Here is a 25,339-nt window from a genome sequence, read left to right on the forward strand (position 1 = left end):
GGTTTGGGTCACAACAGGGACGACAACGAGGTGCGAGGTTCGCTCGAGGAGCTCAAAGGGGAAACGAAGCAGGGGGAGGCGCGGGGGGGGGGGGGCCTGACCCGGCGCCGGGTCAGGCCCCCCGATCCACAACTGTCCTGAGCACTCCGTAGGGCTCAGGACTCCGTACAACACTGGGCCCCGGAACCGGCGCAGGGGTCCCGGGGCCCGGTCAAGAGGCGGGCCGCGCCCGGCCCGCCCGCCGCAGCCGTCAGACGCGCCGCAGCACGGCGACGACCTTGCCCAGGATGGTCGCGTCGTCGCCGGGGATCGGCTCGTAGGCCGCGTTGTGCGGGAGGAGCCAGACATGGCCGTCCTCGCGCTTGAAGCGCTTGACGGTGGCTTCGCCGTCGAGCATGGCCGCCACGATGTCGCCGTTCTCGGCGACCGGCTGGCGGCGGACGGTGACCCAGTCGCCGTCACAGATCGCGGCTTCGATCATGGAGTCACCGACGACCTTGAGGACGAACAGTTCGCCGTCGCCGACGAGCTGCCGGGGGAGGGGGAACACGTCCTCGACCGACTCCTCGGCGAGAATCGGGCCACCGGCGGCGATCCGGCCGACCAGCGGGACGTACGACGCTGCGGGCTTGCCCGCGGTGTCCGTGGGCTGCACGGTCACGGCCTGGTCGGAACCGCGTACCTCGTACGCGCGCGGGCGGTGCGGGTCGCGGCGCAGGAAGCCCTTGCGCTCCAGTGCCATCAGCTGGTGCGCCACCGAGGACGTGCTGGAGAGACCGACGGCCTGGCCGATCTCACGCATCGACGGCGGGTAGCCGCGCCGTTGCACGGAGTCCCTGATGACCTCGATCACCCGGCGCTGCCGGTCGGTCAGTCCGGAGCTGTCCGCCCGGATGCCTGGAGGTCGGCCCGGCAAGGAGCGCTTGTGCCCCTCGGGATTCGTGGCTTCGTTCATCGCATGTACCGGCTCGACTCGGCCCTGGGAGCGGTCCTGGGCAGTGATGGTGGCACTGTCTGCGGTGGTGGTCACGTCGGCCCCTCTCGATGGTCTCCCTGCTGGACAACGGTAGTTGCTTTCGAAAGGTTGCGCCAAACACACGTTCGAGTGAAAAAGTGCGATTCGCCTGACGCGATCATGTGTCCAGGTATATGGCAACGCGACCTCTGGCAGACAAAAGCGCCCATTGTTGTACGCTTCACCGCCGGGATGGATCACCTCGTGGGTTGCATCCCCAGTCTGCCATCCGGAACCCCGTCAGCCGGGATCCGGAGCCCTTCTCTGCCGGAGTCCCACCTGACCTCCGTGCGGCGCCCACGGTATCTCCGTAAGTGTTCTCGCGGTACGTCCGCGCGCGCGTGTTTTCACAGGTGGCGGGGTGACTCAGCCGTGCGGACGCGTACGGCTGCGACACGCGCGACCTGTCGATGTATCAGCCAAGCCCCACATGTAGTGGTTGGATTGCTACAGCAGCCCACAAGTTGTGGTCCCCCGGGTCCGAGAGGGCTCTGAGATCGCCTATGCTTGGGGCTGCTTCGAGGGACTCCTGAGATCTCTTGGGGCTGTTTAGTCTGCTGTGAGGAGGGTTGGAGATCATGCACTGCCCCTTCTGCAGGCACCCCGACAGCCGCGTGGTCGACAGTCGTACGACCGACGACGGCACGTCGATCCGCAGGCGCCGCCAGTGCCCCGACTGCTCCCGTCGTTTCACGACCGTGGAGACGTGCTCGCTCATGGTGGTGAAGCGGTCCGGAGTCACCGAGCCATTCAGTCGTACCAAGGTCATCAACGGCGTGCGCAAGGCATGCCAGGGACGGCCTGTCACCGAGGACGCACTCGCCCAGCTCGGCCAGCGGGTCGAGGAGGCGGTGCGGGCCACCGGGAGCGCCGAGCTGACCACCCACGATGTGGGCCTGGCCATACTCGGCCCGTTGCAGGAGCTCGACCTGGTCGCCTATCTGCGATTCGCCTCCGTCTACCGGGCGTTCGACTCGCTCGATGACTTCGAGGCCGCCATCGCGGAGCTGAGGGAGGCGACGCGCGGCCCCGCCGCGGACGACGAAGACGCGGGAGCGGGGAGCCAGGAAGACGATCGCGGGCCCGGGGGGACCACGCAGGTCCCCGTGCCCGCCCACGCCGCCGACTGACCGACGAGCCGGAACCGGACGGAGACCCGGGTTCCGGCGGGGCGGCGGCGACCGAAGACCTGTTGCGGGTGGCAGCTGAGGGTGCCCGCAACACCAGACAGAACACCGTGCCACGGGAACATCGTGGCACTTCAGGGCGTTTTCGCCCGTAGAGGGAGGCGGCATGACAGAGACGGCGAGCGGTCCGGCACGAGGTTCCCGAGCCAAGGGCGCCAAGGCCAGCAAGGGGCTGCGTATCGAGCGCATCCACACCACCCCCGGCGTACACCCGTACGACGAGGTGGCGTGGGAGCGCCGTGACGTCGTCATGACCAACTGGCGCGACGGCTCGGTCAACTTCGAGCAGCGTGGCGTCGAGTTCCCCGACTTCTGGTCGGTGAACGCGGTCAACATCGTCACCAGCAAGTACTTCCGCGGTGCCGTCGGCACCCCGCAGCGCGAGGTCAGCCTCAAGCAGCTGATCGACCGCATCGTGAAGACGTACCGGAAGGCCGGCGAGGACCACAAGTACTTCGCCTCGCCCGCCGACGCCGAGATCTTCGAGCACGAGCTGGCGTACGCCCTCCTGCACCAGATCTTCAGCTTCAACAGCCCCGTCTGGTTCAACGTCGGAACCCCGCAGCCCCAGCAGGTCTCCGCCTGCTTCATTCTGTCCGTCGACGACTCCATGGAGTCGATCCTCGACTGGTACAAGGAAGAGGGCATGATCTTCAAGGGCGGCTCCGGTGCCGGCCTGAACCTCTCCCGCATCCGCTCCTCCAAGGAGCTGCTCTCCTCCGGCGGCAACGCCTCCGGTCCGGTCTCCTTCATGCGCGGTGCCGACGCCTCCGCGGGCACCATCAAGTCCGGTGGCGCCACCCGCCGGGCCGCCAAGATGGTCATCCTGGACGTCGACCACCCCGACGTCGAGGACTTCATCGAGACCAAGGTGAAGGAAGAGGAGAAGATTCGCGCCCTGCGTGACGCGGGCTTCGACATGGACCTCGGTGGCGACGACATCACCTCGGTCCAGTACCAGAACGCCAACAACTCGGTCCGTGTGAACGACGAGTTCATGAAGGCGGTCGAGCAGGGCGGCAAGTTCGGTCTGCGTGCGCGCATGACCGGCGAGGTCATCGAGGAGATCGACGCCAAGGCCCTGTTCCGGAAGATGGCCGAGGCCGCCTGGGCCTGCGCCGACCCGGGCATCCAGTACGACGACACCATCAACCACTGGCACACCTGCCCGGAGTCCGGCCGGATCAACGGCTCGAACCCCTGCAGCGAGTACATGCACCTGGACAACACGTCCTGCAACCTGGCCTCGCTGAACCTGATGAAGTTCCTCAAGGACGACGGCAAGGGCAGCCAGTCCTTCGACACCGAGCGCTTCCAGAAGGTCGTCGAGCTGGTCATCACCGCGATGGACATCTCGATCTGCTTCGCGGACTTCCCGACCCAGAAGATCGGCGAGAACACCCGCGCCTTCCGCCAGCTCGGCATCGGCTACGCCAACCTCGGCGCCCTGCTGATGGCGACCGGCCACGCGTACGACTCGGACGGCGGCCGCGCCCTGGCCGGCGCCATCACCTCCCTGATGACGGGTACGGCCTACCGCCGCTCCTCCGAGCTGGCCGCGGTCGTCGGCCCGTACGACGGCTACGCCCGCAACGCCGACGCCCACAAGCGCGTCATGAAGCAGCACGCCGACGCCAATGGTGTGGCCGTCCGCATGGACGACCTGGACACCCCGGTGTGGGCCGCCGCCACGGAGGCCTGGCAGGACGTGCTGCGTCTCGGCGAGCAGAACGGTTTCCGTAACTCCCAGGCGTCCGTCCTCGCCCCGACCGGCACCATCGGTCTGGCGATGTCCTGCGACACCACCGGTGTCGAGCCCGACCTCGCGCTGGTGAAGTTCAAGAAGCTGGTCGGCGGCGGCTCGATGCAGATCGTCAACGGCACCGTCCCGCAGGCCCTGCGCCGCCTGGGCTACCAGGAGGAGCAGATCGAGGCGATCGTCGCCCACATCGCCGAGCACGGCAACGTGATCGACGCCCCCGGCCTCAAGCACCAGCACTACGAGGTCTTCGACTGCGCCATGGGCGAGCGCGCCATCTCCCCGATGGGCCACGTCCGCATGATGGCCGCGATCCAGCCCTGGATCTCCGGCGCCATCTCCAAGACGGTCAACATGCCGGAGACGGCGACCGTCGAAGAGGTCGAGGAGATCTACTACGAGGCCTGGAAGCTGGGCGTCAAGGCGCTCGCGATCTACCGCGACAACTGCAAGGTCGGCCAGCCGCTCTCCGCCAAGAAGAAGGAGGACGAGAAGGCCGAGATCGCCGAGAAGGCCGAGGAGACGATCCGTACCGCGGTCGAGAAGGTGGTCGAGTACCGCCCGGTCCGCAAGCGCCTCCCGAAGGGTCGTCCCGGCATCACCACGTCCTTCACCGTCGGCGGCGCCGAGGGCTACATGACGGCCAACTCCTACCCGGACGACGGCCTGGGCGAGGTCTTCCTGAAGATGTCCAAGCAGGGCTCGACCCTCGCGGGCATGATGGACGCCTTCTCCATCGCCGTCTCGGTCGGCCTCCAGTACGGCGTGCCCCTGGAGACGTACGTCTCGAAGTTCACCAACATGCGCTTCGAGCCGGCCGGCATGACGGACGACCCGGACGTGCGCATGGCGCAGTCCATCGTCGACTACATCTTCCGCCGCCTGGCGCTGGACTTCCTGCCCTTCGAGACCCGCTCCGCCCTCGGCATCCACTCCGCCGAAGAGCGCCAGCGACACCTGGAGACGGGTTCGTACGAGCCCGCCGAGGACGAGGTCGACGTCGAGGGCCTCGCCCAGTCGGCGCCGCGCGCCCAGGAGCTGAAGGCCGTCGCCACCCCGAAGGTGGAGGTGGCCAAGCCGGCCACGAAGCAGGCGCACACCAGTGCCGAACTGGTGGAGATGCAGCTGGGCATCCAGGCCGACGCCCCGCTGTGCTTCTCCTGCGGTACGAAGATGCAGCGGGCCGGGTCCTGCTACATCTGCGAGGGCTGCGGCTCGACCAGCGGCTGCAGCTGATGACACGCGGTATCTGAGGTAAGGGGCGCCGGCAATGGCCGGCGCCCCTTACCTTTTCCGATGCGGTGATCAAATTCGGTGGTGGTGCGCCGTCGTCGACTGGTACCCCGCCGAAACGGATCTGCGGGGCTACGACCCGCAGTTGGGGTGGCTGCAGGCCGTCGCCCATGGCGCCGGCCTCCTGGCCGTACTCGCCTGGCATCCCGGCCAGGGCTGGCTGCCGCTGGCGACCTGGTCGTCGCCCGGCTGCTGGCTCCCACCGACCACCTCTTCGACGCGCAGGAGGACGACCGTGTCGCCTACGCACTCGCGCAGATCCTCAGCCATCCCACCCTCACCGGAACGGGCTCGGTGCGGTGGCTGACCCCGCTCGCCGACGCCTTCCGCTCGGGTGAGCCGGGCCCGGTGCCCGCATGGGTGTCGAACACCATGCGTACCCTGCGCATGCTGTACGTGCCGGCCGACCGGGGCCTGAGCAGGCACAAGAGCCGGCCCAGCCGCTCACCCATCGAGAGGCTGTCCTGGAAGCACTCGCCGGGACGCCGGCGATCGTCGCCGCCTACACGGGCTGAGCCTCAGGGCCTGTGCGCCCTGCCCATGACCCGGGTGAACGACGCCGGGTCCTCGTCGAATCCATACACCCCCGGGCGGAAGGTCCACCCGCCGGACTCGTCCCGCACGAACTCGGCGATCGTGGCCGCTGTCGCCCCCAGGGCCGAGCCGAAGTCGTCCTCGGCGAGCACGGTGTAGCCCTCGCGGATGCGCACGGCCGGATTCAGCACGTCGACGAACGCCTTGTGCCCGGGCTGCTGTTGGATGACGACACCGACCACGACGCGCGCGTAGCGGTTGTCGAGCCGGTCGAGTTCGAGCGTCATGACCTCGTCCCAGCCGAAGCCCCTGCCGTCCGTGCTGTCCCGGTTGAGGAAGATCGTGCCGTCCGGCGAGCGGCTGTCGAAGTGCACCAGATAGGCGGGAGCCCCGTCGGGGTCACCGGACACGAAGGTCGCGGCGACGATGTCGAGATCGGTGGGCGGCTGACCCGCCGGACTCGGGTCCCACTTGAGCGCGACCTCCACCTTGCGGATTCCCTTGCTGAAGCCGGTCACCGGGCTTCTCCTTCCCCCCTGAAGATCCTTCACGCCCAACTCCCGCGGAGTCAGGGCTCCTTGTTCATCGTGCCACGCGCGCGGGGGCGCATGCGCGGGTGATCTCCGCCAGAGCGTGACCGACGCCACGCCCGCTGGCCTTACGATGGCGCGGTGCTGGTCAAGTGGATTCGCTGCACCGTGGTGGACCGCCGCGGCTTCGAGCGGGGGCAGCGGAAATGGGCGGGGCTTCTGGGGGAGCCGGGATTTCGGGGACAGGGCGGAGGCTGGAGCCGGCAGCGGCCCGGGGCGGCGCACATCTTCGCCTTCTGGGAGAGCCGCGCCTTCTACGACTCCTTCATGGCCCGCTCCCACGATCGCCTGGCCGCCGCCCAGTCCGGCACGTTCAAGGACGCCCAGGTCAAGCTGTTCGAGTACCGATTCGACGTGAAGACCGGCTTCGAACCCCGGTTCACCGACACGGACCTGATCCGCGTCGCCCTCTGCCGGGTGCACGAGGACCGCGTCGAGCACTTCACGCTGATGCAGGAAAAGGTCTGGAACCCCGCGATGGCCGGCTCGCCCGGCATGATCCGGGGCATGTTCGCCGAGGCACCCGGGCACGAGTTCATGGTCCTGTCCATGTGGCGATCGGCGGCCGAGCACGGCAAGTACCGCACCGAGCGGGTGGAGCGCCTCGCCCTGCGCGCGCAGACGGAGGCGGACATCGCGGCGCTCTCCGGCGACATCGTGGACCTGGAGCCGTCCTGGACCGTCTGACACGGGAGCCTGGTGCGGGGCAGTCGTCGTCCTGGATAGTTGGAAAAACAAACCCTCTCATCGTGTGCCCGAAAAGTACCTCGGTGCGCAGGATCCGTGTGACCTACGCCGAACGGAGCCCGTACGAGTGCTCGACCACCCGCCGCTCCATCTAGGGTTTTGGCATGGCACGACCACGGCGCATCATCCTTGTCCGGCACGGCGAGTCAACGGGCAATGTCGATGACTCCGTGTACGAGCGCGAGCCCGACCACGCTCTCGCGCTGACCGAGCGCGGCTGGCGGCAGGCCGAGGAGACCGGCAAGACGCTCCGGGAGATCTTCGGACAGGAACCCGTGAGCGTGTACGTCTCCCCGTACCGCCGTACGCTCGAGACCCTGCGCGCCTTCCATCTCGACCCCGGCCTCATACGAGTGCGGGAGGAGCCCCGGCTGCGCGAGCAGGACTGGGGCAACTGGCAGGACCGCGACGACGTGCGCCTGCAGAAGGCGTACCGGGACGCGTACGGCCACTTCTTCTTCCGTTTCCCGCAGGGTGAGTCCGGTGCCGACGTGTACGACCGGGTCGGCGGCTTCCTGGAGAGCCTGTTCCGCAGTTTCGAGGCTCCCGACCATCCGCCGAACGTGCTCCTGGTGACGCACGGACTGGCGATGCGGCTGTTCTGTATGCGCTGGTTCCACTGGACGGTCGCGGAATTCGAGTCGCTGTCGAACCCCGGGAACGCCGAGATGCGGATGCTCGTTCTCGGTGAGGACGGCAAATACACCCTCGACCGGCCCTTCGAGCGGTGGCGGGACCCGGTTCCGTACTGGGTCACCGGATAGAGTGGCAGGGCGATGACCGCTGACTCCTCTTCTCTCGGGCGCCTGGGTCGCGCCCTGGCCAGCCTGTGCGGACTAGCGGTGGGGGACGCGCTGGGCTCACAGTTCTTCGTTCCGGCGAACTACCCCCTGCTCAAAAGCCGCGAGCTGCCCGGTGGCCCCTGGCAGTGGACGGACGACACGGAGATGGCCTGTTCCGTCGTATCCGTCCTGGCCACCCACCAACGCCTCGACCAGGACGCGCTGGCCCACTCCTTCGCCGAGCACCACGACTTCGACCGGGGCTACGGCCCCGCCGTCAACCGGCTGCTCCGCCTCGTCCGGGAGGGCGGGGACTGGCGCGAGCTGTCCGCAGCCCTCTTCAACGGACAGGGCTCCTGGGGCAACGGCGCGGCGATGCGCATCGCACCCCTGGGCGCCTGGTATGCGGACGACCCCGAGCAGGCGACGCACCAGGCGGAGATCTCGGCCTACCCCACGCACCAGCACCGCGAGGCCGTGGTGGGCGCGATGGCCGTTGCCGCGGCCGCCGCGCTGGTCGCCGCGCCGGACGGCCCGCCCGCCCCCGAGGCGCTCCTCGACGGCGTGATCGCCCTAGTCCCGAAGAGCGCGGTCGGCGCCGGGCTGCGCCGTGCCCGGGACATGCTCGACTACGGTGACGCAGGCACGGTCGCGGCCGTACTCGGCTGTGGGCGGCGTACGAGTGCCCATGACACGGTTCCGTTCGCTCTGTGGTCCGCCGCGCGGTCCCTCGCCGACTTCGAGACGGCGTTCTGGACGACCGCCCAGGTGGGCGGGGACGTGGACACGACGTGCGCGATCGTGGGCGGTGTGCTCGCGTCTGGCAAGGCGGGGGCGCCGCCGGCCGAGTGGCTGGAGCGGACCGAGGCGCTGCCGGACTGGGTGCCCACGGCTCTGTGAGGTCCCTGGGCTGAAAGGCCGACAAGGTCCTGCGTCCTGGCGTGCCTCTGACGCTGGACTTCGCGTCTCCTCAACACTCACCGCTCCGGAAACTCTCCGTGTTCGCGGGGAACTCTGCGTGAGCATCGCCCGTTTTCCGAATATCCGCCGTCGGCATCGATTCGGATGCGGAAGCGGTTCGGGCAGGCGGGAGACGAGGGTGCAGGGGGGAGTGGGCGATGCCGGTCGTTGCCGTGGTGGTGATGGTGCTGACCTTGCCGTTGATCGTCGTGGCCATGGCCATCAGCGTGCTGCGGCCGGCCGGACCGCTCTGTGTGCCGGCAGTCTCCCGGCAACGGTCCGGCCGTCCGCGGCTTCCCGCAGCCTCTGGCAGGTCAGCCGATGCCCGGCCCGGCCGCGCCCGAGAGGGCTTCGAGGTCGCTCTTGCGGACCTTGATCACCAGCCCGGCGATGACGGCGGCGAATACGGCCATCGCAACGGCCGGGATGAAGGCGATCGAGATGCCGTGGGCGAGTACTTCGCTCCCCCAGGGCGTCGGCAGCAGGTGCGTCTTGGCGAACTGCGCCTTCTGCTCCGGGGTGCCGTGCTGGAGGAAGTCGGGCAGCTGCTTCTTCGCCTCGTCCGTGCTCGCGGTGCCGAAGACGGTGGTCAGGATCGACAGGCCCAGCGAGCCGCCGATCTGCTGCGTGGCGTTGAGCAGCCCGGAGGCCGCGCCCGCCTCGTGCGGGGCGACACCGGAAACCGCCGTGACGGTGACCGTCACGAAGTTCAGCCCCATACCGAAGCCGAACACCAGCATGGGGCCCAGCACTCCGCTGACGTAGGAGCTGTCAGGGCTGATGAAGGTCTGCCAGAACAGCCCGATCGCCACGAGCGCCGATCCGGCCATCATGAACGGCTTGGGGCCGAACATGGGCAGGAATCGCTGCGACAGGCCCGCGCCGACCGCGATCGCGACCGTGACGGGAAGGAAGGCCACGCCCGCCTTGATCGGGCTGTAGCCCAGCACGTTCTGCACGAACAGCACGATGTAGAAGAACATGCCGAACATCGCCGCGGACAGGCTCAGCATGATCATGTACGTGCCGGAGCGGTTGGAGTCCGCGAACATCCTGAGCGGCGTGATCGGCTCCTTCGCCCGCATCTCGATGAGGGCGAAGGCCAGCAGGAGCACCACCGCCGCACCGAACGAACCGAGGGTGAGCCCGTCCCGCCAGCCGTCCTCCGAGGCACGGATGAACCCGTACACCAGCGAGGCCATACCCAGCGTCGACGTCAGCGCACCCGCGATGTCGAACCGCCCCGGGTGCCGCTCGGATTCGCTGATGTACAGCGGCGCGAGCGCGGCGATCAGCACACCGATGGGCACGTTGACGAAGAGCACCCACCGCCAGTCGAGCCAGTCGGTCAGCATGCCGCCGGCGAGCAGACCGATGGCACCGCCACCCGCGGACACTCCGGCGAACACACCGAACGCCCGGTTGCGCTCGGGACCTTCCGGGAAGGTGGTCGTGATCAGAGCGAGCGACGTGGGCGATGCGATCGCGCCTCCCACACCCTGCAGGGCGCGTGCGGCCAGCAGCTGCCAGGGTTCCTGAGCGAGGCCGCCCAGCAGCGAGGCGAAGGTGAACAGCAGGATGCCGGTCATGAACACCCGGCGCCGGCCGAGGATGTCACCGGCCCGCGCGCCGAGGAGCAGCAGACCGCCGAAGGTGAGCGTGTAGGCGCTGACCACCCAAGTGAGGTCCGTGGTGCTGAACTTGAGCGCGTCTTGAATGTGTGGGAGTGCGATGTTCACAATCGTCGCGTCGAGCACCACCATGAGTTGGCAGGCCGCGATGACGGTGAGCGCGATGCCGGGATGCCCCTCCCGGCGGGCCGCACCCGGTTTCTGTTCCTGAAGCAGCTGAGAGGTTGTCACTATGGGTCCCCCACGAAGGTGTTAGTGAACGCTCGCGTTCACTGTCGCGTCAACGGTAGTGAGTCCCCAACAGAGAACGCAAGCGTTCACTTAAACGCGCGTCGCGTTTCACGTCCCCCCTTGCTGCGACGCGACGCAGCCTCGCTCCTGAATCCCCGCTTCCCCTTGCTCGCTGGAGAAACACGATGGTTACCTCGCGCTGGACGGCCCCTCCTGCTCAGATGACTCCCCCTCGTCGGCGCGGTGCGGTGCTCGAGCGCGCGATCCTGGACGCCGCGCTGGAGCAGCTCAGTACGGTCGGCTGGAAGGGGCTGACGATGGAGGGCGTCGCGGCCGGCGCCCAGACCGGCAAGGCTGCGGTCTACCGTCGCTGGCCCTCCAAGGAGGACCTGGTCGCCGATGCGCTCATGGCCGGACTGTCCCCGGTCGAGGAGGTGCCCGACCTCGGCAGCGTGCGCGAGGATCTGCTGGCCCTGTGCCGGCGGGTGCGCGAGGGCATGTACTCCCGCCCCGGTTTCGCGCTGCGCGCCGTGATTCACGAATGCGATCCAGCGCAGGCCGAGCGCTTCCATGGAGTGATCTTCGATGGTTTGGTGGAACCGACGATCAAGCTGCTGCGTGAGGTCATCACCCGTGGAATAAGGCGGGGTGAGGTGCGTTCCGACGCGGCCAACGGTTACGTCTTCGACGCCGTCCCGGCGATGATGATGTACCGATCGAAGATGTGCGGCAGCGAATGGAGCGATCAGGATCTCGAGGAGATGATCGACCATCTGATGCTTCCGCTGCTGCGCCCGCACGGTGCCTGATCCCGCCTGCCCGTGCCCTCGGGGCCGACCGGGGAACCGGGGTGTCGCGCGAGCTTCCCGGCGGCGTACGCTAAGGGCGCCATGCCGTACGAACCGCCCACTCATACCGTCGAGCGCTCCCTGCGCGCCACGACCGGAGCGAAGGTCATTGCCGGTGTCGACGAGGTGGGGCGGGGCGCCTGGGCGGGTCCTGTCACCGTCTGTGCGGCGATCACCGGACTCCGCCGCCCGCCCGAGGGTCTGACCGACTCCAAGCTGCTGACGGTCAAGCGGCGTACGGAACTGGCCGTGATACTGCAGTCGTGGGTGACGGCCTATGCCCTGGGGCATGCTTCCCCCGAGGAGATCGACGACCTGGGGATGACCGCCGCCCTGCGGCTCGCCGCCGTGCGTGCCCTGGACACCCTGCCGGTCCGCCCCGACGCCGTGATCCTCGACGGGAAGCACGACTATCTCGGTGCCCCGTGGAAGGTGCGCACGGTGATCAAGGGTGACCAGTCGTGCGTGGCTGTTGCGGCGGCGTCGGTGATTGCCAAGGTTCAGCGCGACAAAATGATGGCCGAACTGGGTATCGACCATGCAGACTTCGGTTTTGCGGACAACGCCGGGTATCCGTCGCCCGTGCACAAGGCCGCACTCGAGGAGCGGGGACCCACCCCGTACCACCGTTTGTCGTGGGCGTATCTTGATGCGCTGCCCCAGTGGCGGCACCTCAAGAAGGTCCGCAGCTGGGCGGACGGAAGCGTTCCGGAAATCGAGGGTCAGCTCGGCTTCGATTTCTGACGGTTCCGCTCGCACTGATGTGCCACCCGGTCATCCGTGCCGCACCAACGTTTGATAAATATCAGCTCATGCCTCTCATTCCCGAGGAGCCTCAGATTCACGAGAGTGCCCAGGGTCCCCGCGCCACGCCGGCCAGCGGCCGTACCGCGCCGACCCCCCGCCCCGTACCCGGCCCCCGCCCCGCGGCTCCGTCCCGCCCCGGTCGTCCCGGCCCCCAGCGGCCCACGCCGCCGGTGCAGCGCACGCCGCGTGACGTGGCTCCGGCCAAGCCAGGCCCGTCGGGCCCGGCCGCTCCCGCCGCCGAGGCGGCGACCCCGCAGATCCAGCTGATTCCGGCCTCGGCCGAGGGCGCGCTCGACGCCGCCGAGGAGGCGGTGGACCTGCTCCTCGACTCGGGCCGCACCCCCGGGGACGTGCTGGTGATCACCACTGGTGCGCAGCACCCGTGGGCCGAGCACGAGCTGTCGTTCGGCGAAGCCTCCTACTGGGCGCAGCACGACGCCGGTGACGACGTCTTCTACACGGACGCCGCCGTCGCCTCCCGTGCCGCCTCCCGCCCCGTGGTCGTCGTGGCCGTCAACGGGGGGCCCGCCTCCGCTGCCGCCACTGCCCTCCCGCTGGCCCACTCCAGGGCCGGTGCGCTCCTGATCGTCTGCGGCGACCCGCAGCAGATCAACTCGGTGCTGGGCGCGGGCGTCTGAGTCACGTCCCGCCCCACCGGGCGTCGAGGTGACGAAGGCAGTCCGGGGGCAGCCGCACGGTGTGCCTCTTGGCATGCCCGGACGACTGGCAGTGGCCGTTCCTGCTTGCGGGACGGCCGTCTGGCAGGCGTCGGCAGCAGAGTTGAGGGCGCCCCGCAGGGCCAGGTCAAAGGCCGAGACGAAAGGCATGGCGCGTCACGTGGCCGGCTGTGAGCCGCAGGCGCCGTCTGGGCGGCGGTGCCGACGACTTCCGTCCCGGTGTCGCACGGACGTGGTGCGTCGCGTACGAGCCTCGGTGTCGCGTGACGCGTAAACGGCTCTCGAGGGCATCCCGCCGCGGTTCCCTCACCCGCCTCCTGGCCGGTGGCACGGGCTCACCGAGCGGGCCGCGCCGGAGGCTGTGCCCGTAGCCTCCGGGCCGACTCGTCAGCGAGCAGCAGCGCGGCGCAGGACCTCGGAGACCGGGCCACCGGTGCGCGGTGCCAGAGGCGGGGCTTCCGACATGGCGAAGGGCTCCGGCTCCGAGCGGGCGTGCGGTCTGCGTCCCCCGCGCCCCTCCCCGAGCACCTGCCAGCCGTCCCCGGTCAGCGTGATGTACGCCCCGCAGCGCAGCCCATGCAGGGTGCAGGCGTCGCGCAGCCCCCACATCCAGGCGCCGTCCTCCTCGGTCCAACGCGCGTCGCCCTCACGGCAGTAGAGCAGCACAGCGGTGCGCACCGGGGTGCGGCGGCGCAGGTCGTGCGGTATGACCCGGCGCAGCTGGTCGAGCAGCGCGTTGCGGAACATCCAGCCGTCGGCCGGCGCCGGACGGCGCAGGAACGAGGCGCTGGCGCACAGCCGTTCGTCGGGATCCAGGACAGCCACGATCGCCATGGACGGTCGGGGGCGATGGCGGGTGTGCAGCCCGCTGACGACCTCACGGGGGTTGCGCAGCAGGGGGATTCCGGCGTTTGCCCACTCCGCGGGCTCGAGCAGGCGGCTGGCGGAAGCGGCGGACGCGGACGTCGACAACGAGGCCGCCGAGGACGAGGCGAATCCGAAGGTCACGTTCCTCCCTTCGGCTACGCGCCCACACTGCGGGCGAGGTCGGATTCGGGGGAGCGCGCACCGCAGCAAAGCCCAACCGGATCACGGACGAGCCGTGCGGGGAGCGGACTTCAATTCTTCCTGTCGAACTGGGATGCGGCAACGAGCAATTGGGGCCACCGACTGTTATCTGGCGGTGAGTGGCTTATATCCCTACCCACAGGTACCTCCGTTGATGCCTTGGGGCGTTCCACCGCGGCGGGATCGTGCGCGGTGGCCGGCGTCGGCACGCAGGCGCAGTCGGCTGTCAGCCCTGCACGGCCAGCACCAGGGGCAAGACCTCGCCGCCCCCGGCCCTTCTGAGCAGGCGTGCAGCGACTGCCAAGGTCCAGCCGGTCTCCGTGAAGTCGTCGACGAGCAGCACCGGACCGCGGGTCTGCGTGAGCGCGGAGGCGAGGGCGGGCGGCACGGTCAGCGTGCCGTCCAGGGCCTTCAGGCGCTGGGCGCTGTTGCTGCGCGGCACGCGGGGCGCCTCGCCGGCGTACTCCACGGAACCGAGCAGGGGCAGCCGGCCGATCTCCGCGATGCGGGCGCCCAGGGAGTGGATCAGCATCGGCCGGGTGTGCGAGGCGACCGTGACGACGCCCACCGGTCGGGGCTGGGCGTCGGCCGCGCCGGAGGCCCAGCCGCCCGGGCCCTTCGCCCAGTCGGCCAGCACCTCCACCACGGCCCGCGCCACATCGTCCGGCACGGGCGTGTCCGCGGCCTGGGGCGCGAGCAGGGGTCGTAGCCGGTTGCCCCAGCCGATGTCCGACAATCGACCGAGAGCCCGCCCGGACGAGGCCTGTTCACCGACCGGAATGCGGCCCTTGAGGTCGATGCCGATCGCCGGGAGGCCGGTCGGCCACATGCGGCGGGGCTCCACCTCGACCCCAGCACGGCCCAGGTCGACACGGGCGGCGTCCAGTGCGGCCGTGGACGTGTCGGCGGTGAAGCGCGGCTCCGCGCAGTTGTCGCAGCGGCCGCAGGGCTTGGCGCCCTCGTCGTCCAGCTGGCGCTGGAGAAACTCCATCCGGCAGTCCGTGCTGGACGCGAACTCGCGCATCGCCTGCTGCTCGGCCTTGCGCTGCCGGGCCACCCAGGCGTACCGCTCGGTGTCGTAGGACCACGGCTGTCCGGTTGCGATCCAGCCGCCCTTGACGCGCTTCACGGCGCCGTCCACGTCGAGCACCTTCAGCATCGTCTCCAGCCGGGAGCGGCGCAGTTCCACCAGGGGTTCCAGCGCAGGCAGTGACAGGGGCCCGTCCGCCCGGGTGAGGACGTCCAGGGTGCGGCGCACCAGGTCCTCGGAAGGGAAGGCGAGCGAGGCGAAGTACTCCCAGATCGCCTCGTCCTCCCTGCCCGGCAGGAGCAGTACCTCGGCGTGCTCGACGCCACGACCCGCCCGGCCGACCTGCTGGTAGTAGGCGATGGGGGAGGAGGGCGACCCGAGGTGCACGACGAACCCGAGGTCCGGCTTGTCGAACCCCATGCCGAGCGCGGACGTGGCGACCAGCGCCTTGACCCGGTTGGCGAGCAGATCGTCCTCGGCCTGCTGCCGGTCGGCGTTCTCCGTCCTGCCCGTGTACGAGGCGACGGCATGCCCGCGCTGCCGCAGGAAGGCGGTGACCTCCTCGGCGGCGGCGACCGTGAGGGTGTAGACGATGCCGGAGCCCGGCAGGTCTTCGAGGTGGTCGGCGAGCCAGGCCATCCGGTGCGCGGCGTCGGGCAGCCGCAGCACACCGAGACTCAGGCTCTCCCGGTCCAGCGGCCCGCGCAGCACCAGGGCGTCCGAGGTGCCGCCGGTACCGAGCTGTTCGGCGACGTCGGCGGTCACGCGCGCGTTGGCCGTGGCGGTGGTGGCCAGCACCGGGACGCCGGGCGGGAGGTCGCCGAGCATGGTGCGCAGCCGGCGGTAGTCCGGGCGGAAGTCATGGCCCCAGTCGGAGATGCAGTGGGCCTCGTCCACGACGAGCAGGCCGGTCGCCGCAGAGAGCTTGGGCAGGACCTGATCGCGGAAGTCGGGGTTGTTCAGCCGCTCCGGGCTGACGAGCAGCACGTCGACCTCGCCGGCCTCGATCTCGGTCTGGACGGCCTCCCACTCCTCCGTGTTGGAGGAGTTGATCGTGCGGGCGTGGATGCCGGCGCGGGCAGCCGCCTCCACTTGGTTGCGCATGAGCGCGAGCAACGGAGAGACGATCACCGTGGGTCCGCTGCCTCTGGCGCGCAGCAGCGCGGTGGCCACGAAGTACACCGCGGACTTGCCCCATCCCGTCCGCTGGACGACCAGTGCCCGGCGTCGGTCGGCGACCAGCGCCTCGATCGCGCGCCACTGATCCTCGCGCAGCCGGGCCCCACCCGTGGTGTCCCCGACGAGCCGGGCGAGAACGGCGTCGGCCTGTGCCCGGAGGTCCGCGTTGCTCGTGTGCTCCATGCGCCCCATCCAACAGGATGCGACTGACAATCGGGCGGGACACCTGCCAGGAGCGGACGACCATGACGCTCCCGCTGTGGACGAAGCACCGAGGACGACCCCGGGCTTGTCGTGTCCCTGATTCGAGTTATCCACAGGCTCAACCGGAATCTCCAGATCCGCGAGATCGTCTGCGCATGACGAATCACGGCGAAACGACCGGACCCTTCGAAAACGGCGACATCGCGGGACCAGAGCCACTGGACGAGCTTTCCGCGCAGGACACTCAAGTCACCCTGCGCACCCCGGCCGAACTGGCCGACGCCCTGCCCTATCTGCTCGGCTACCGTCCCGAGGACAGCATCGTGCTGGTGGCCCTGAACGACCGGGGAGGTCGCGGCAGGTTCGGTGGCCGGGCCCGCCTGGGCATCCCTGCAGCGAGGGAGGACTGGGAGGAGGCCGCACGGCAGCTGGCCCGGGGACTGGTGACCGGCAGCGAGCGACGCGGTGCCCGGCCCCAGCGGATGGTCGCTTACGTCTGCCAGGAACCAGGCCCGGGTGAGACGGGCCGGGACGTCATGCTCCGGCTCGAGCCGCTCATCGGCCTCCTGCGCACCGAGTGCGGCAACGTCGACGTGCCGGTGATCGAGGCACTGTGCATCTCGGACGGCCGTTTCTGGTCGTACTGCTGCGCGACCAAGGGATGCTGCCCCGACGACGGGACGACGATGGGCCTGCCCGGCACGTCGGTGCTGGCCGCCGCGGCCACCTATGCCGGGATCCAAGTGCGGGGCACGCTCCGTGAGCTGCGGGCCAGGCTGCAGCCCTGGGAGACCGGCGCGGCTCTGGAGCAGGAGGTCGCCCTGGACGCCGCCGGCATGGCCCTGATCCCCCGCATCCTGGACGACGCGGCCCGCGCGGGTGTGGCACAGGAGACCCTCGCTCTGGCCGAGCGGATCATCCGCAGGTTCGCCGCGGTATCCCCGGTGTCCGGCACGCACCCGGCGGACCTCCGTGACGACGAACTGCTCGCCCACGACGAGGCGGCGACGCTGATCCTGGGGCTCCAGGACCGCACGACCCGCGACCGGGCAGCCGCGTGGATGGAGGGCGACGAGGCCGGTCCGGCCCTGAGGCTCTGGCGCGCACTGGCCCGCCGCTGCGTCGGCCCGTACAGCGAGCACGCCGCCGCCCCGCTGACCCTGGCGGGCTGGGTCGCCTGGTCGACCGGCGACGAGCTGGAGGCCCGGGAGGCCCTCGCGATGGCGCTGGGCGCGGACCCCGACTACCTCTTCGCCCGACTCCTGCACCAGGCCTGCAATGAAGGGCTCGACCCCGAGTCGGTCCGCCGCTGCCTGCGCGCGGAGAGCACGGAGCGTGCACCGACGGAGAGTGTGGAGCAGACAGGTTCGGCAGCTGGCGCGACCCCGCGCGCCCCTTCGGGGGCAGGCGTCGCCGGCTGTTCGGCAGCCGCCCAGGCAGACGATGGCAGCGCTGACCGCGCCGCACGGACCGGCGGCCCTCGGCGCCGTCGGCGCACGCGGGTCACCGAGGGCGCTGAGAGCAGCCCTCGTCCGCAGCGTGGGGAGGGGACACGAAGGCGGCCGGCCGGTTCCCACCCCCAATCTCCGGCCACCGGAGCCGCCCATCCGGGCCGTGCGAAGCCGAGCACCACACGTACGCGTGCCGGTGAGGGTGCGAGTCGCGATACGGCGGCGAGCGGTCAGCGGGAGACGGAGGGGGACGGATGAGCGCCGCGCGGGGGAGGGGCGGCCGACGTCAGGACGGGGTGGCGTCCGACCGCACTCGGACCCGCGGGAGCGCCCCGCAGGCCGGGTCCGTCCTCCCGCCATGCCGTCATCCGGTCGGCTTTCCCTGCGCGAAGCGTGACCCGGACGAGTCCGCCCGCGTTCACCTGAGTGGCGGAACGCCCGGACGGGCCGTGCCGCCGAATGTTCCTTGTCCCATCGGGCGCTCCACCTCGCGCCCCGCACGTCCGAGGCGCACCGAGCACAGAAGAAGCCACTCCATGTATCAGCAGCCGACTCGGCCCTCTGCCGCCACCGACACCCCCCCGCCCTGGGCCGGGCGCCGGTCCTTCCCACAGGCAGGCGCCGGGATCACCGCACCGGGAACCATCGAAGTCCCCAAGGCGCCGTCGCCCCCGGGTGAGCCTTCGAACCCCTCAGCCGTCAACGGCCGGACCCAAGCCTCGGCCCCTCCCATGCGCCGACCGCGGCGCCCCGCCACCCCGCCGCCTCCCGGCGCTTCGGCGCGCACGCCGCATCCGACGCCTCGTTCCGCGCCGGACCTGCCGCCCACCCATACCGCCCTGATCTGCGTGGCCCTGCCGGGCCTCGCCATCTCCGGCGAGCAGGGACAACTGGCCGGCCGGGGGTTGGACGGGTTCTACCGGGGCGGCCGGCGCCTGCTCTCGCGGTGCCAGGTCCGCATCGCCGGGCGGGAACCGCTCGCGGCGCAGGCCAGGATGACCGGGGCCGACCGGGCCCGCTTCGTCGGGACGCTGCGCGCCTCACCGGGGGCGGGCCCGGACCCCGACGTCGTCGTCGAACGAACCCGCAGCGCCGACGGCACCGAGCGCATCACCCTCCACAACGCCACCCCGCGGCCGCTCCGCCTCCCGGTCGAGGTCGCCCTCGGCACCGATCTGGCGGACCTCGGCGCCATCGCCTCCGGCAGGGCCGGGCCCGAACTGCCGGCCAGCGTCCACGACTCGGGCCTGCGCTGGTCCTCGGCCGGCGGCGGCGCCTCGGTCACCGCGCACCCGCCGCCCGCCGACGCACTGGCTTCCGCCGGACTCCTGCGCTGGGAGCTGGAAGTGCCTCCGGGCGGAACGGCAGCCGTGGAACTACGGGTACGCCAGGACGGGGCCGGACCGCTGCGCACCGCGAGCCAGGCCGCGACCAGCCCCCTCGCACCCGCCAGGGCGGCGGGCGACGACCCTCGGGTGGCCGCCCTGCTCCAGGCCGCCGTCGACGACCTTCAGGCCCTGCTGCTGCGCGACCCCGCACACCCTTCCGACACCTACCTCGCGGCGGGCGCGCCGTGGCGCTGCGGATTGGCACCGGCAGAGGCCCTCGCCGCCGCCCGGATGGCACTGCCCCTGGGCACCCGGCTCGCCGTGGGCACGCTGCGCACCCTCGCCCGCACCCAGCGTCCGGGCCCGGGCCCACAGACCGGCCTGATCCCCGGGCCGCGCCGCGACGCCGGCGCGTTCCTCCCGCCGGCGTGCACGGGCACGGAGGCCACGCTCCTCTTCCCTGTCCTGCTCGCCGAGGCCCGCCGCTGGGGGCTCCCCGAGCAGGAGACACAGGAGCTGCTCCCCGCGGCCGAGCGCTGCCTGACCTGGCTGCGGACCACCGTCGGCGACGGCACATACCTTCCCGACCCGCAGCCGGTGGGCCCGGTCCGCTGCGAGACACAGGCCCACGCCCACCGCGCGGCCGTCCTCGGCGCCGACCTCCTCGGCGCCTACGGCAGGCCAGGAGCCACGGAGTTAAGACAGTGGGCCCAGGGCGTGCGGAACGCGTTCCGGGCGGACTTCTGGGTCGAGGATCGCGGCGGCGGACGCCCGGCCGCGGCCCTGGCGCCGGACGGCCGCCCCCTTCCGCACCTCGGCTCCACCGCCGTGCACCTCCTCGACACCGGTCTGCTCGGCGTCGGCCGGCTCGCCCCCGGCCTGCTCGACAAGGTGCAGACCGAACAGCTCGGCCGGCTGCTCGGCGGCCCGGCGATGGATGCGGGCTGGGGGCTGCGCGGTCTCGGTGCCAAGGAAGCGGGACACAATCCGTTCGGCCACCGGACCGGAGCCGTACGGGTCCACGAGACCGCGATCGCCGTCGCCGGACTGGCCGCCGCCGGTTACGAGAAGGAGGCGAGCGGCCTGGTGAGAGGGCTGTTGGATGCGGCGGAGCACTTCGGCCACCGACTGCCGGAGATGTTCGCGGGGGAGCAGCGCTCCGCCGGGAGCGCTCCCCTGCCGCATCCGGCGGCCTGCCGCCCGGCGGCCACCGCAGCGGCCTCCGCGGTCCTGCTCCTCACCACGCTCGCGGGCATCCGCCCCGATGCCCCCGCCCGCACCGTCACCCTGCGCCCGATACAGAGCGCTCCCCTCGGCGGGATTGGCCTGACGGGGCTGCGGGTCGCGGGAGCACCCTTCGCCGTGCGGGTCAGCCGCCTCGGACTCGCCATGGTCGAGGAGGCGGCGGACGGTCTGCAATTGGGAGTGTGACCTCGTACGACGCGACCGGCCGACGAACCGGAGCCCACCCTGCGCCCCATACCGGAACGACGCGGATCCGCCACCTCCGCGCTGGACGAAGGGAGTGTTTATCGTCAGGCAGACGACTATGATCGCGGCATGCCCTACGACCCGTCAGCCTTTCCGCCCTTCGCCGTCACCGTGGACCTGGTCGTGCTGACCGTGCGCCGCCATGCCCTGTGCGCGTTGGCGGTACGCAGGGGCGAGCCGCCGTTCCAGGGACGCTGGGCGCTCCCCGGCGGCTTCGTGCGGGCCGACGAGGACCTGTCCCAGGCGGCAGCGCGTGAGCTGGCCGAGGAGACCGGGCTGCACGCCCATGATCCCTCGGTTCCGGCCCAGGACAACGGCGCGCATCTGGAACAGCTCGCCACCTACGGCGACCCGAAGCGTGACCCCCGGATGCGGGTCGTCAGCGTCGCGCACCTCGCCCTCGCCCCGGACCTGCCCGCGCCCCGGGCCGGCGGCGACGCGAGCAACGCGCGCTGGGCACCGGTCGAGGAACTGCTCCAGCAGGGCGGTTACAGCCGCGACGGCGAACCCGTGGCACCGCTCGCCTTCGACCACGCCCAGATCCTCGCCGACGGGGTCGAGCGAGCCCGTTCCAAGATCGAATACTCGTCGCTGGCCACTGCGTTCTGCCCGCCCGAGTTCACCGTCGGCGAGCTGCGCCGGGTGTACGAGGCGGTGTGGGGCGTGGCCCTCGACCCGCGCAACTTTCACCGCAAGGTCACCGGGACACCGGGCTTCCTGGTTCCGACGGGCGGTACGACCACCCGTCAGGGCGGCCGGCCGGCCCAGCTCTTCCGGGCCGGCGGCGCCACCCTGCTCAACCCTCCGATGCTCCGTCCCGAGGTCTGACGCCTCAGTGTTCGGCTGCCGGAACCGGTCGGCCCGCGCGGTGTGCCGAGATCCGATCCGATCCCTCGAACGGCGGACAAAAGTGCCCTTCGAGTTGCACGCCACCGAAGAACAGATCGGGCGATACCCGAAAAACAGGACATTGAGCACTATCTTGCTGTAGGTGATCCAGGCCTTCGGACTGACCAGCAATCCCCGCAAGGCGCACCCGCCCGCCGTCGACGACGTCTCCTTCGAGGCGCACGCCGGCCAGGTCACCGCGCTCCACGGGGCAGCAGGCGCGGGCAAGACGACGGCGCTCAGGCTGATGCTCGAACTCCAACAGGGCCGTGGCATCACCTATTTCAGGGGCCGGCCCCTGCACCAGATCCCCCACCCGTCGCGGGAAGTCGGTGTGCTTCTCGGTGACGTACCCGGGCACCCGGCCCGCTCGGTCCGCGGGCATCTGCGCATGCTGTGTGCGGCGGCGGGAGTTGCCGCCCGGCGCGCCGACGAGGTCCTGGAAGTGGTCGGCCTCGTCAGCTTCCGCGAGGAACGCCTCGGCACGCTGTCGCGCGGCATGGACCGCAGGCTCGGCCTGGCGGGTGCCCTTCTGCCCGACCCGCACACGCTCGTGCTGGACGAGCCCGCCGATGGTCTCTCCGCCCGCGAGGCGCGCTGGCTGCACGGCATGCTGCGCGCCCACGCGGCCCAGGGCGGCACGGTCCTGTTCGCGACGGCCGACTCCAAGGAGGCCGCTCGCTCGGCCGACCGGGTCGTCACCCTCGACGGCGGCCGACTCGTCGCCGATCAGGAGGCCAGGCAGTTCGCCCGCACCCGGCTGCGTCCGCGTGTGGCCGTCCGCAGCCCCCACGCCGCCCGCCTGGCGGCCCTGCTCACCAAGGAGGCCCGTACCGCCAAGCACTCCATCGAGATCGTACGAGAGTACGGCAACCGTCTCTCCGTGTACGGCAGTACGACCGCCGACGTCGGCGAGACCGCGTTCCGGCACGGCATTCTCATCCATCAACTCGCGGACGAGGTGGGGGACATGGGGCCGTGCGCGGGCACGGCGTCCGGGGAGGGGGTGAGTACTGCAGGCGAGGTGGTGACAGCCGCGCGGGGGCAGGCAGTACCCGACGGCACACCGGAGCGGCGGGCGCAGGCCGTGTCGGGCTCGGTGCCTCAGGAGCGGGTCGCTGGCTGCTCCCAGACAGCGACCGACCGCCTGTCCGCGGAGCAGGGGCAGGAGCAGGTGTCCGGTGCCTCGGCGCCGGAGGCGGAGAGGGAGACGGGCGTCGGCGGCGAGCGGCCGTCGCCCGGCCGAGTTCAGGGCCTCGGCCCGCTCCCGGACCACACGAAGACCGTCAACGCCCCTCCTGCCGAGGGGTCGGCGCGGGCCGACACCGCCTCCGCACCCGGCCACGCGTCGCTCGGTGCCTCCTCCGCGGCCGACCCCAAGTCCTCCGGCGCCGCCCCCAGTGCCATGAACGGTGTGGGCAACGGTCCCGAAGCGGCTCCTTCTGGCGAGCCTCTGGTCGCCGGTGACCCCCGCCCGGTGTCCGCCGTGCCGGAGGCCGCCCCCTCGGAGGCCCCCGCGGACCCGGGAGCGGAGGCGGACGCCAAGGACACCGCGGCCGTCAGGACGCTGGCTGCCGGCACGACCGTCCCCGGCGCACGGAACCCGGACGCTCGGAACCCCGGCAGCCGCCCACCTCGGACCGAGCACTCCGGGCAGTCGTCCCGCCCGCGCGCCGACACAGCCCTCGCTCTCGATCCTCCGTCCCTCCTCCCGCCCCCCATCGCCGTCCGCCCCGCCCGCAGCCCCCTCCGTCCCCTGCGCTACGAACTCCGGCGCGCCGGCGGAGTCGGCACCGGCTTCCTCACCTGCGGGGCCGTGCTGGTGGTCTCCGCACTCACGGCCCTCGTGCTGGCACGGATCGGCCACACCCCGCAGGCACGGCTGTTCGTCGCTTGGCCGCGGGAGCTGCCGCTGCCGCCCGCCGCGCTCGCCGCGGGGCTGCTCGGTGCGCTGGCCTTCGGGGACGAGTTCCGCCACCCCGCGCTGGCGGCGGACCGCGGCACCGTGCCCCGCCGGCTGGGGCTGCTCACCGCGAAACTCCTCGTCTCCGGAGCCACCGCCCTGCTGCTCGCCTTCCTCACCGTGGGCTGCGACGCCGAAGTGCTCTATGTCGTGTACGGACGGGAGCTGACGCAAGTTCCCTCGGACTGGCTTTCGCTGAGTGCGAGTTGGTTCGCGCTGGTTGTCGGCTGTGCATGGGCAGGGGTGCTGGCGGCCGGTGTGTTCCGGTCCACCGCGGCGGGTCTCGCCGCCGTCGTCGCCGTACCCGTGCTCGTGGTTCCCCTCGTGCACAAGGTGCTACAGGGGCCCTCCGTGGGGAGGGCAGCCGACTTCCCGGTGCGGATGCGGGAGGTCCTCCTGCTGCAGTGGCCCTTCGGAGGGGAGCGGTACCTGCTCGCCTTCGCCCGGGTCGTCGCCCAACCCGTCGGTGGCGCGCTGACGTTGTCGCTGGCCGTGCTGCTCTGTGCGTATCTGGCCACGACGCTGCGCGCCAGGGTCCGATGACGACCGTCCGCACGCTTCCGGTCCTGCCATGCGCACAACTCCCCGCAGAAAGGCCGTTTCTTTCCGATAAGGCGTCAATTGCGACGGGGTGAGCGATCACCCTTTCGTGTGCTTTTCACCAAAGACCTCAAGGGAGTTGGAGACGACGCCGACAAAGGATCCGTGAGTACCCTTGCGCACACCATGATGACCGCCGCCCGCTCCGCAGACTCTGGTCTGACCGGCCCGGGCGAACTCGACCGCTACCCCTACGCCGAGGCCCCGGTGGCCGACCGCGTCGGAGCGCCCGCCTGGGAGGGAGCGGACCCGGAGCTGGGCCGGGTGGGCCGGCGTGCCGCGGGCAGCCGCGGACGCGGACTGCACGGCCAACTCGTTCAGCAGCTGGGTCAGATGATCGTCTCCGGAGACCTGGGGGCGGACCGCCCGCTGGTGCCCGAGGAGATCGGCCAGCGCTTCGAGGTCTCCCGCACCGTCGTCCGCGAGTCCCTCCGCGTCCTGGAGGCCAAGGGCCTCGTCAGCGCCCGACCGAACGTCGGCACGCGCGTGCGTCCCGTCAGCGACTGGAACCTCCTGGACCCGGACATCATCGAATGGCGGGCCTTCGGGCCGCAGCGCGACGACCAGCGCCGGGAGCTGAGCGAGCTGCGCTGGACGATCGAGCCGCTCGCCGCCCGCCTCGCCGCCGGGCACGGGCGCGAGGAGGTGCAGCAGCGCCTGTCCGACATGGTCGAGATCATGAGCCATGCCATGGCGCAGGGCGACGCGCTGACCTTCTCGCGGGCCGACACCGAGTTCCACACGCTGCTCATCCAGATCGCGGGCAACCGCATGCTGGAGCACCTCTCCGGGATCGTCTCGGCCGCCCTGCAGGTCTCCGGCGGCCCGGTCACGGGCTGTGACCGGCCGAACGAGGCCCACCTCGCGCTGCACGCACGGATCGTCGACGCGCTCGGCACCGGGGACGGCACGGCGGCGGAGGCGGCCATGCGTCAACTGCTCACCGTCCACCCTGAGGTGGAGCGCGTGGTTCCGGCCCCGCGCGAGCACTGACTCGTACCGAAGGCGGTGCGGTCGCCAGTGTGCCGCGTTCTCGCGGTTCTCGTGGCGCAGCCGGGCCCAGGAACCGGCCGTCG

19 protein-coding genes and 2 pseudogenes are annotated in these 25,339 nt (G+C 70.9%); 15 read left to right on the forward strand and 6 right to left on the reverse strand.

Annotated features, from left to right (window positions below):
- Nucleotides 1-250 precede the first annotated feature (250 nt).
- Complete coding sequence (gene lexA, locus ACZ5DS_RS04815) at nt 251-1,030, reverse strand: transcriptional repressor LexA (protein ID WP_030750750.1); 780 nt, start codon at nt 1,028-1,030, stop codon at nt 251-253.
- Nucleotides 1,031-1,593: 563 nt separating this feature from the next.
- Here lexA and nrdR point away from each other — a divergent pair.
- The 4 genes and pseudogenes from nrdR to ACZ5DS_RS04835 all read left to right on the forward strand — a co-directional run.
- Nucleotides 1,594-2,145, forward strand: a complete 552-nt coding sequence (nrdR, locus tag ACZ5DS_RS04820) for a transcriptional regulator NrdR (protein WP_468234133.1) — start codon at nt 1,594-1,596, stop codon at nt 2,143-2,145.
- A gap of 163 nt (nt 2,146-2,308) precedes the next feature.
- Nucleotides 2,309-5,197 carry a vitamin B12-dependent ribonucleotide reductase gene (locus tag ACZ5DS_RS04825; RefSeq protein WP_468234136.1) on the forward strand — a complete coding sequence of 963 codons (2,889 nt, stop codon included), beginning with the start codon at nt 2,309-2,311 and terminating at the stop codon, nt 5,195-5,197.
- 34 nt (nt 5,198-5,231) lie between these two features.
- A pseudogene (locus ACZ5DS_RS04830) lies at nt 5,232-5,342 on the forward strand (hypothetical protein); the annotation flags it as partial.
- 2 nt (nt 5,343-5,344) lie between these two features.
- Nucleotides 5,345-5,593, forward strand: a pseudogene (locus tag ACZ5DS_RS04835) (hypothetical protein); the annotation flags it as partial.
- A 179-nt stretch (nt 5,594-5,772) separates the two neighbouring features.
- Here ACZ5DS_RS04835 and ACZ5DS_RS04840 read toward each other — a convergent pair.
- Nucleotides 5,773-6,339: a TerD family protein gene (locus ACZ5DS_RS04840; RefSeq protein ID WP_468234138.1), complete on the reverse strand. Its 567-nt coding sequence runs from the start codon at nt 6,337-6,339 to the stop codon at nt 5,773-5,775.
- Between the two features lie 120 nt (nt 6,340-6,459).
- Between ACZ5DS_RS04840 and ACZ5DS_RS04845 the strand changes: the two genes are divergently transcribed.
- From ACZ5DS_RS04845 to ACZ5DS_RS04855, 3 genes are all read left to right on the forward strand, one after another.
- The gene (locus ACZ5DS_RS04845; RefSeq protein ID WP_468234141.1) at nt 6,460-7,065 is read left to right on the forward strand and encodes a YdbC family protein; all 606 of its coding nucleotides are present in this window, start codon (nt 6,460-6,462) and stop codon (nt 7,063-7,065) included.
- Between the two features lie 164 nt (nt 7,066-7,229).
- Nucleotides 7,230-7,889 (forward strand): histidine phosphatase family protein, encoded by a 660-nt coding sequence (locus ACZ5DS_RS04850; RefSeq protein WP_468234144.1) that lies wholly within the window; start codon nt 7,230-7,232, stop codon nt 7,887-7,889.
- Nucleotides 7,890-7,901: 12 nt separating this feature from the next.
- Entirely contained in the window at nt 7,902-8,807 is a 906-nt protein-coding gene (locus ACZ5DS_RS04855) for an ADP-ribosylglycohydrolase family protein (protein ID WP_468234147.1), read from the forward strand.
- Between the two features lie 70 nt (nt 8,808-8,877).
- Here the strand turns inward: ACZ5DS_RS04855 and ACZ5DS_RS04860 are convergent, their stop codons facing one another.
- Both ACZ5DS_RS04860 and ACZ5DS_RS04865 read right to left on the reverse strand, forming a co-directional pair.
- Complete coding sequence (locus ACZ5DS_RS04860) at nt 8,878-9,084, reverse strand: hypothetical protein (RefSeq protein ID WP_468234150.1); 207 nt, start codon at nt 9,082-9,084, stop codon at nt 8,878-8,880.
- A gap of 97 nt (nt 9,085-9,181) precedes the next feature.
- Nucleotides 9,182-10,729 carry an MFS transporter gene (locus ACZ5DS_RS04865; protein ID WP_468234153.1) on the reverse strand — a complete coding sequence of 516 codons (1,548 nt, stop codon included), beginning with the start codon at nt 10,727-10,729 and terminating at the stop codon, nt 9,182-9,184.
- A 185-nt stretch (nt 10,730-10,914) separates the two neighbouring features.
- On the opposite strand from ACZ5DS_RS04865, the gene ACZ5DS_RS04870 reads away from it, so the two are divergent.
- From ACZ5DS_RS04870 to ACZ5DS_RS04880, 3 genes are all read left to right on the forward strand, one after another.
- Entirely contained in the window at nt 10,915-11,538 is a 624-nt protein-coding gene (locus tag ACZ5DS_RS04870; protein WP_468234156.1) for a TetR/AcrR family transcriptional regulator, read from the forward strand.
- 81 nt (nt 11,539-11,619) lie between these two features.
- Nucleotides 11,620-12,321: a ribonuclease HII gene (locus ACZ5DS_RS04875; protein ID WP_468234159.1), complete on the forward strand. Its 702-nt coding sequence runs from the start codon at nt 11,620-11,622 to the stop codon at nt 12,319-12,321.
- Between the two features lie 68 nt (nt 12,322-12,389).
- Nucleotides 12,390-13,022, forward strand: a complete 633-nt coding sequence (locus ACZ5DS_RS04880) for a hypothetical protein (RefSeq protein WP_468234162.1) — start codon at nt 12,390-12,392, stop codon at nt 13,020-13,022.
- A gap of 426 nt (nt 13,023-13,448) precedes the next feature.
- On the opposite strand, the gene ACZ5DS_RS04885 is transcribed toward ACZ5DS_RS04880, so the two are convergent.
- Both ACZ5DS_RS04885 and ACZ5DS_RS04890 read right to left on the reverse strand, forming a co-directional pair.
- A complete protein-coding gene (locus ACZ5DS_RS04885; protein ID WP_468234164.1) occupies nt 13,449-14,069 on the reverse strand; it encodes a hypothetical protein in 621 nt (206 codons plus the stop codon).
- Between the two features lie 286 nt (nt 14,070-14,355).
- Complete coding sequence (locus ACZ5DS_RS04890; protein WP_468234167.1) at nt 14,356-16,521, reverse strand: RecQ family ATP-dependent DNA helicase; 2,166 nt, start codon at nt 16,519-16,521, stop codon at nt 14,356-14,358.
- 176 nt (nt 16,522-16,697) lie between these two features.
- Between ACZ5DS_RS04890 and ACZ5DS_RS04895 the strand changes: the two genes are divergently transcribed.
- The 5 genes from ACZ5DS_RS04895 to ACZ5DS_RS04915 all read left to right on the forward strand — a co-directional run bounded on the left by ACZ5DS_RS04895 (nt 16,698) and on the right by ACZ5DS_RS04915 (nt 25,256).
- Nucleotides 16,698-18,251 carry a DUF4192 domain-containing protein gene (locus ACZ5DS_RS04895; protein ID WP_468234169.1) on the forward strand — a complete coding sequence of 518 codons (1,554 nt, stop codon included), beginning with the start codon at nt 16,698-16,700 and terminating at the stop codon, nt 18,249-18,251.
- A 473-nt stretch (nt 18,252-18,724) separates the two neighbouring features.
- Nucleotides 18,725-20,752 (forward strand): glycogen debranching N-terminal domain-containing protein, encoded by a 2,028-nt coding sequence (locus ACZ5DS_RS04900; RefSeq protein ID WP_468234172.1) that lies wholly within the window; start codon nt 18,725-18,727, stop codon nt 20,750-20,752.
- 129 nt (nt 20,753-20,881) lie between these two features.
- Nucleotides 20,882-21,640 (forward strand): NUDIX hydrolase, encoded by a 759-nt coding sequence (locus ACZ5DS_RS04905; RefSeq protein WP_468234174.1) that lies wholly within the window; start codon nt 20,882-20,884, stop codon nt 21,638-21,640.
- A gap of 163 nt (nt 21,641-21,803) precedes the next feature.
- Nucleotides 21,804-24,206, forward strand: a complete 2,403-nt coding sequence (locus tag ACZ5DS_RS04910) for an ATP-binding cassette domain-containing protein (RefSeq protein WP_468234177.1) — start codon at nt 21,804-21,806, stop codon at nt 24,204-24,206.
- Nucleotides 24,207-24,368: 162 nt separating this feature from the next.
- Nucleotides 24,369-25,256, forward strand: coding sequence for a FadR/GntR family transcriptional regulator (locus ACZ5DS_RS04915; protein ID WP_468234180.1), 888 nt, complete (start codon nt 24,369-24,371; stop codon nt 25,254-25,256).
- The last annotated feature ends 83 nt before the right edge of the window (nt 25,257-25,339 follow it).

The organism is Streptomyces sp. NPDC031100, from assembly GCF_055570785.1.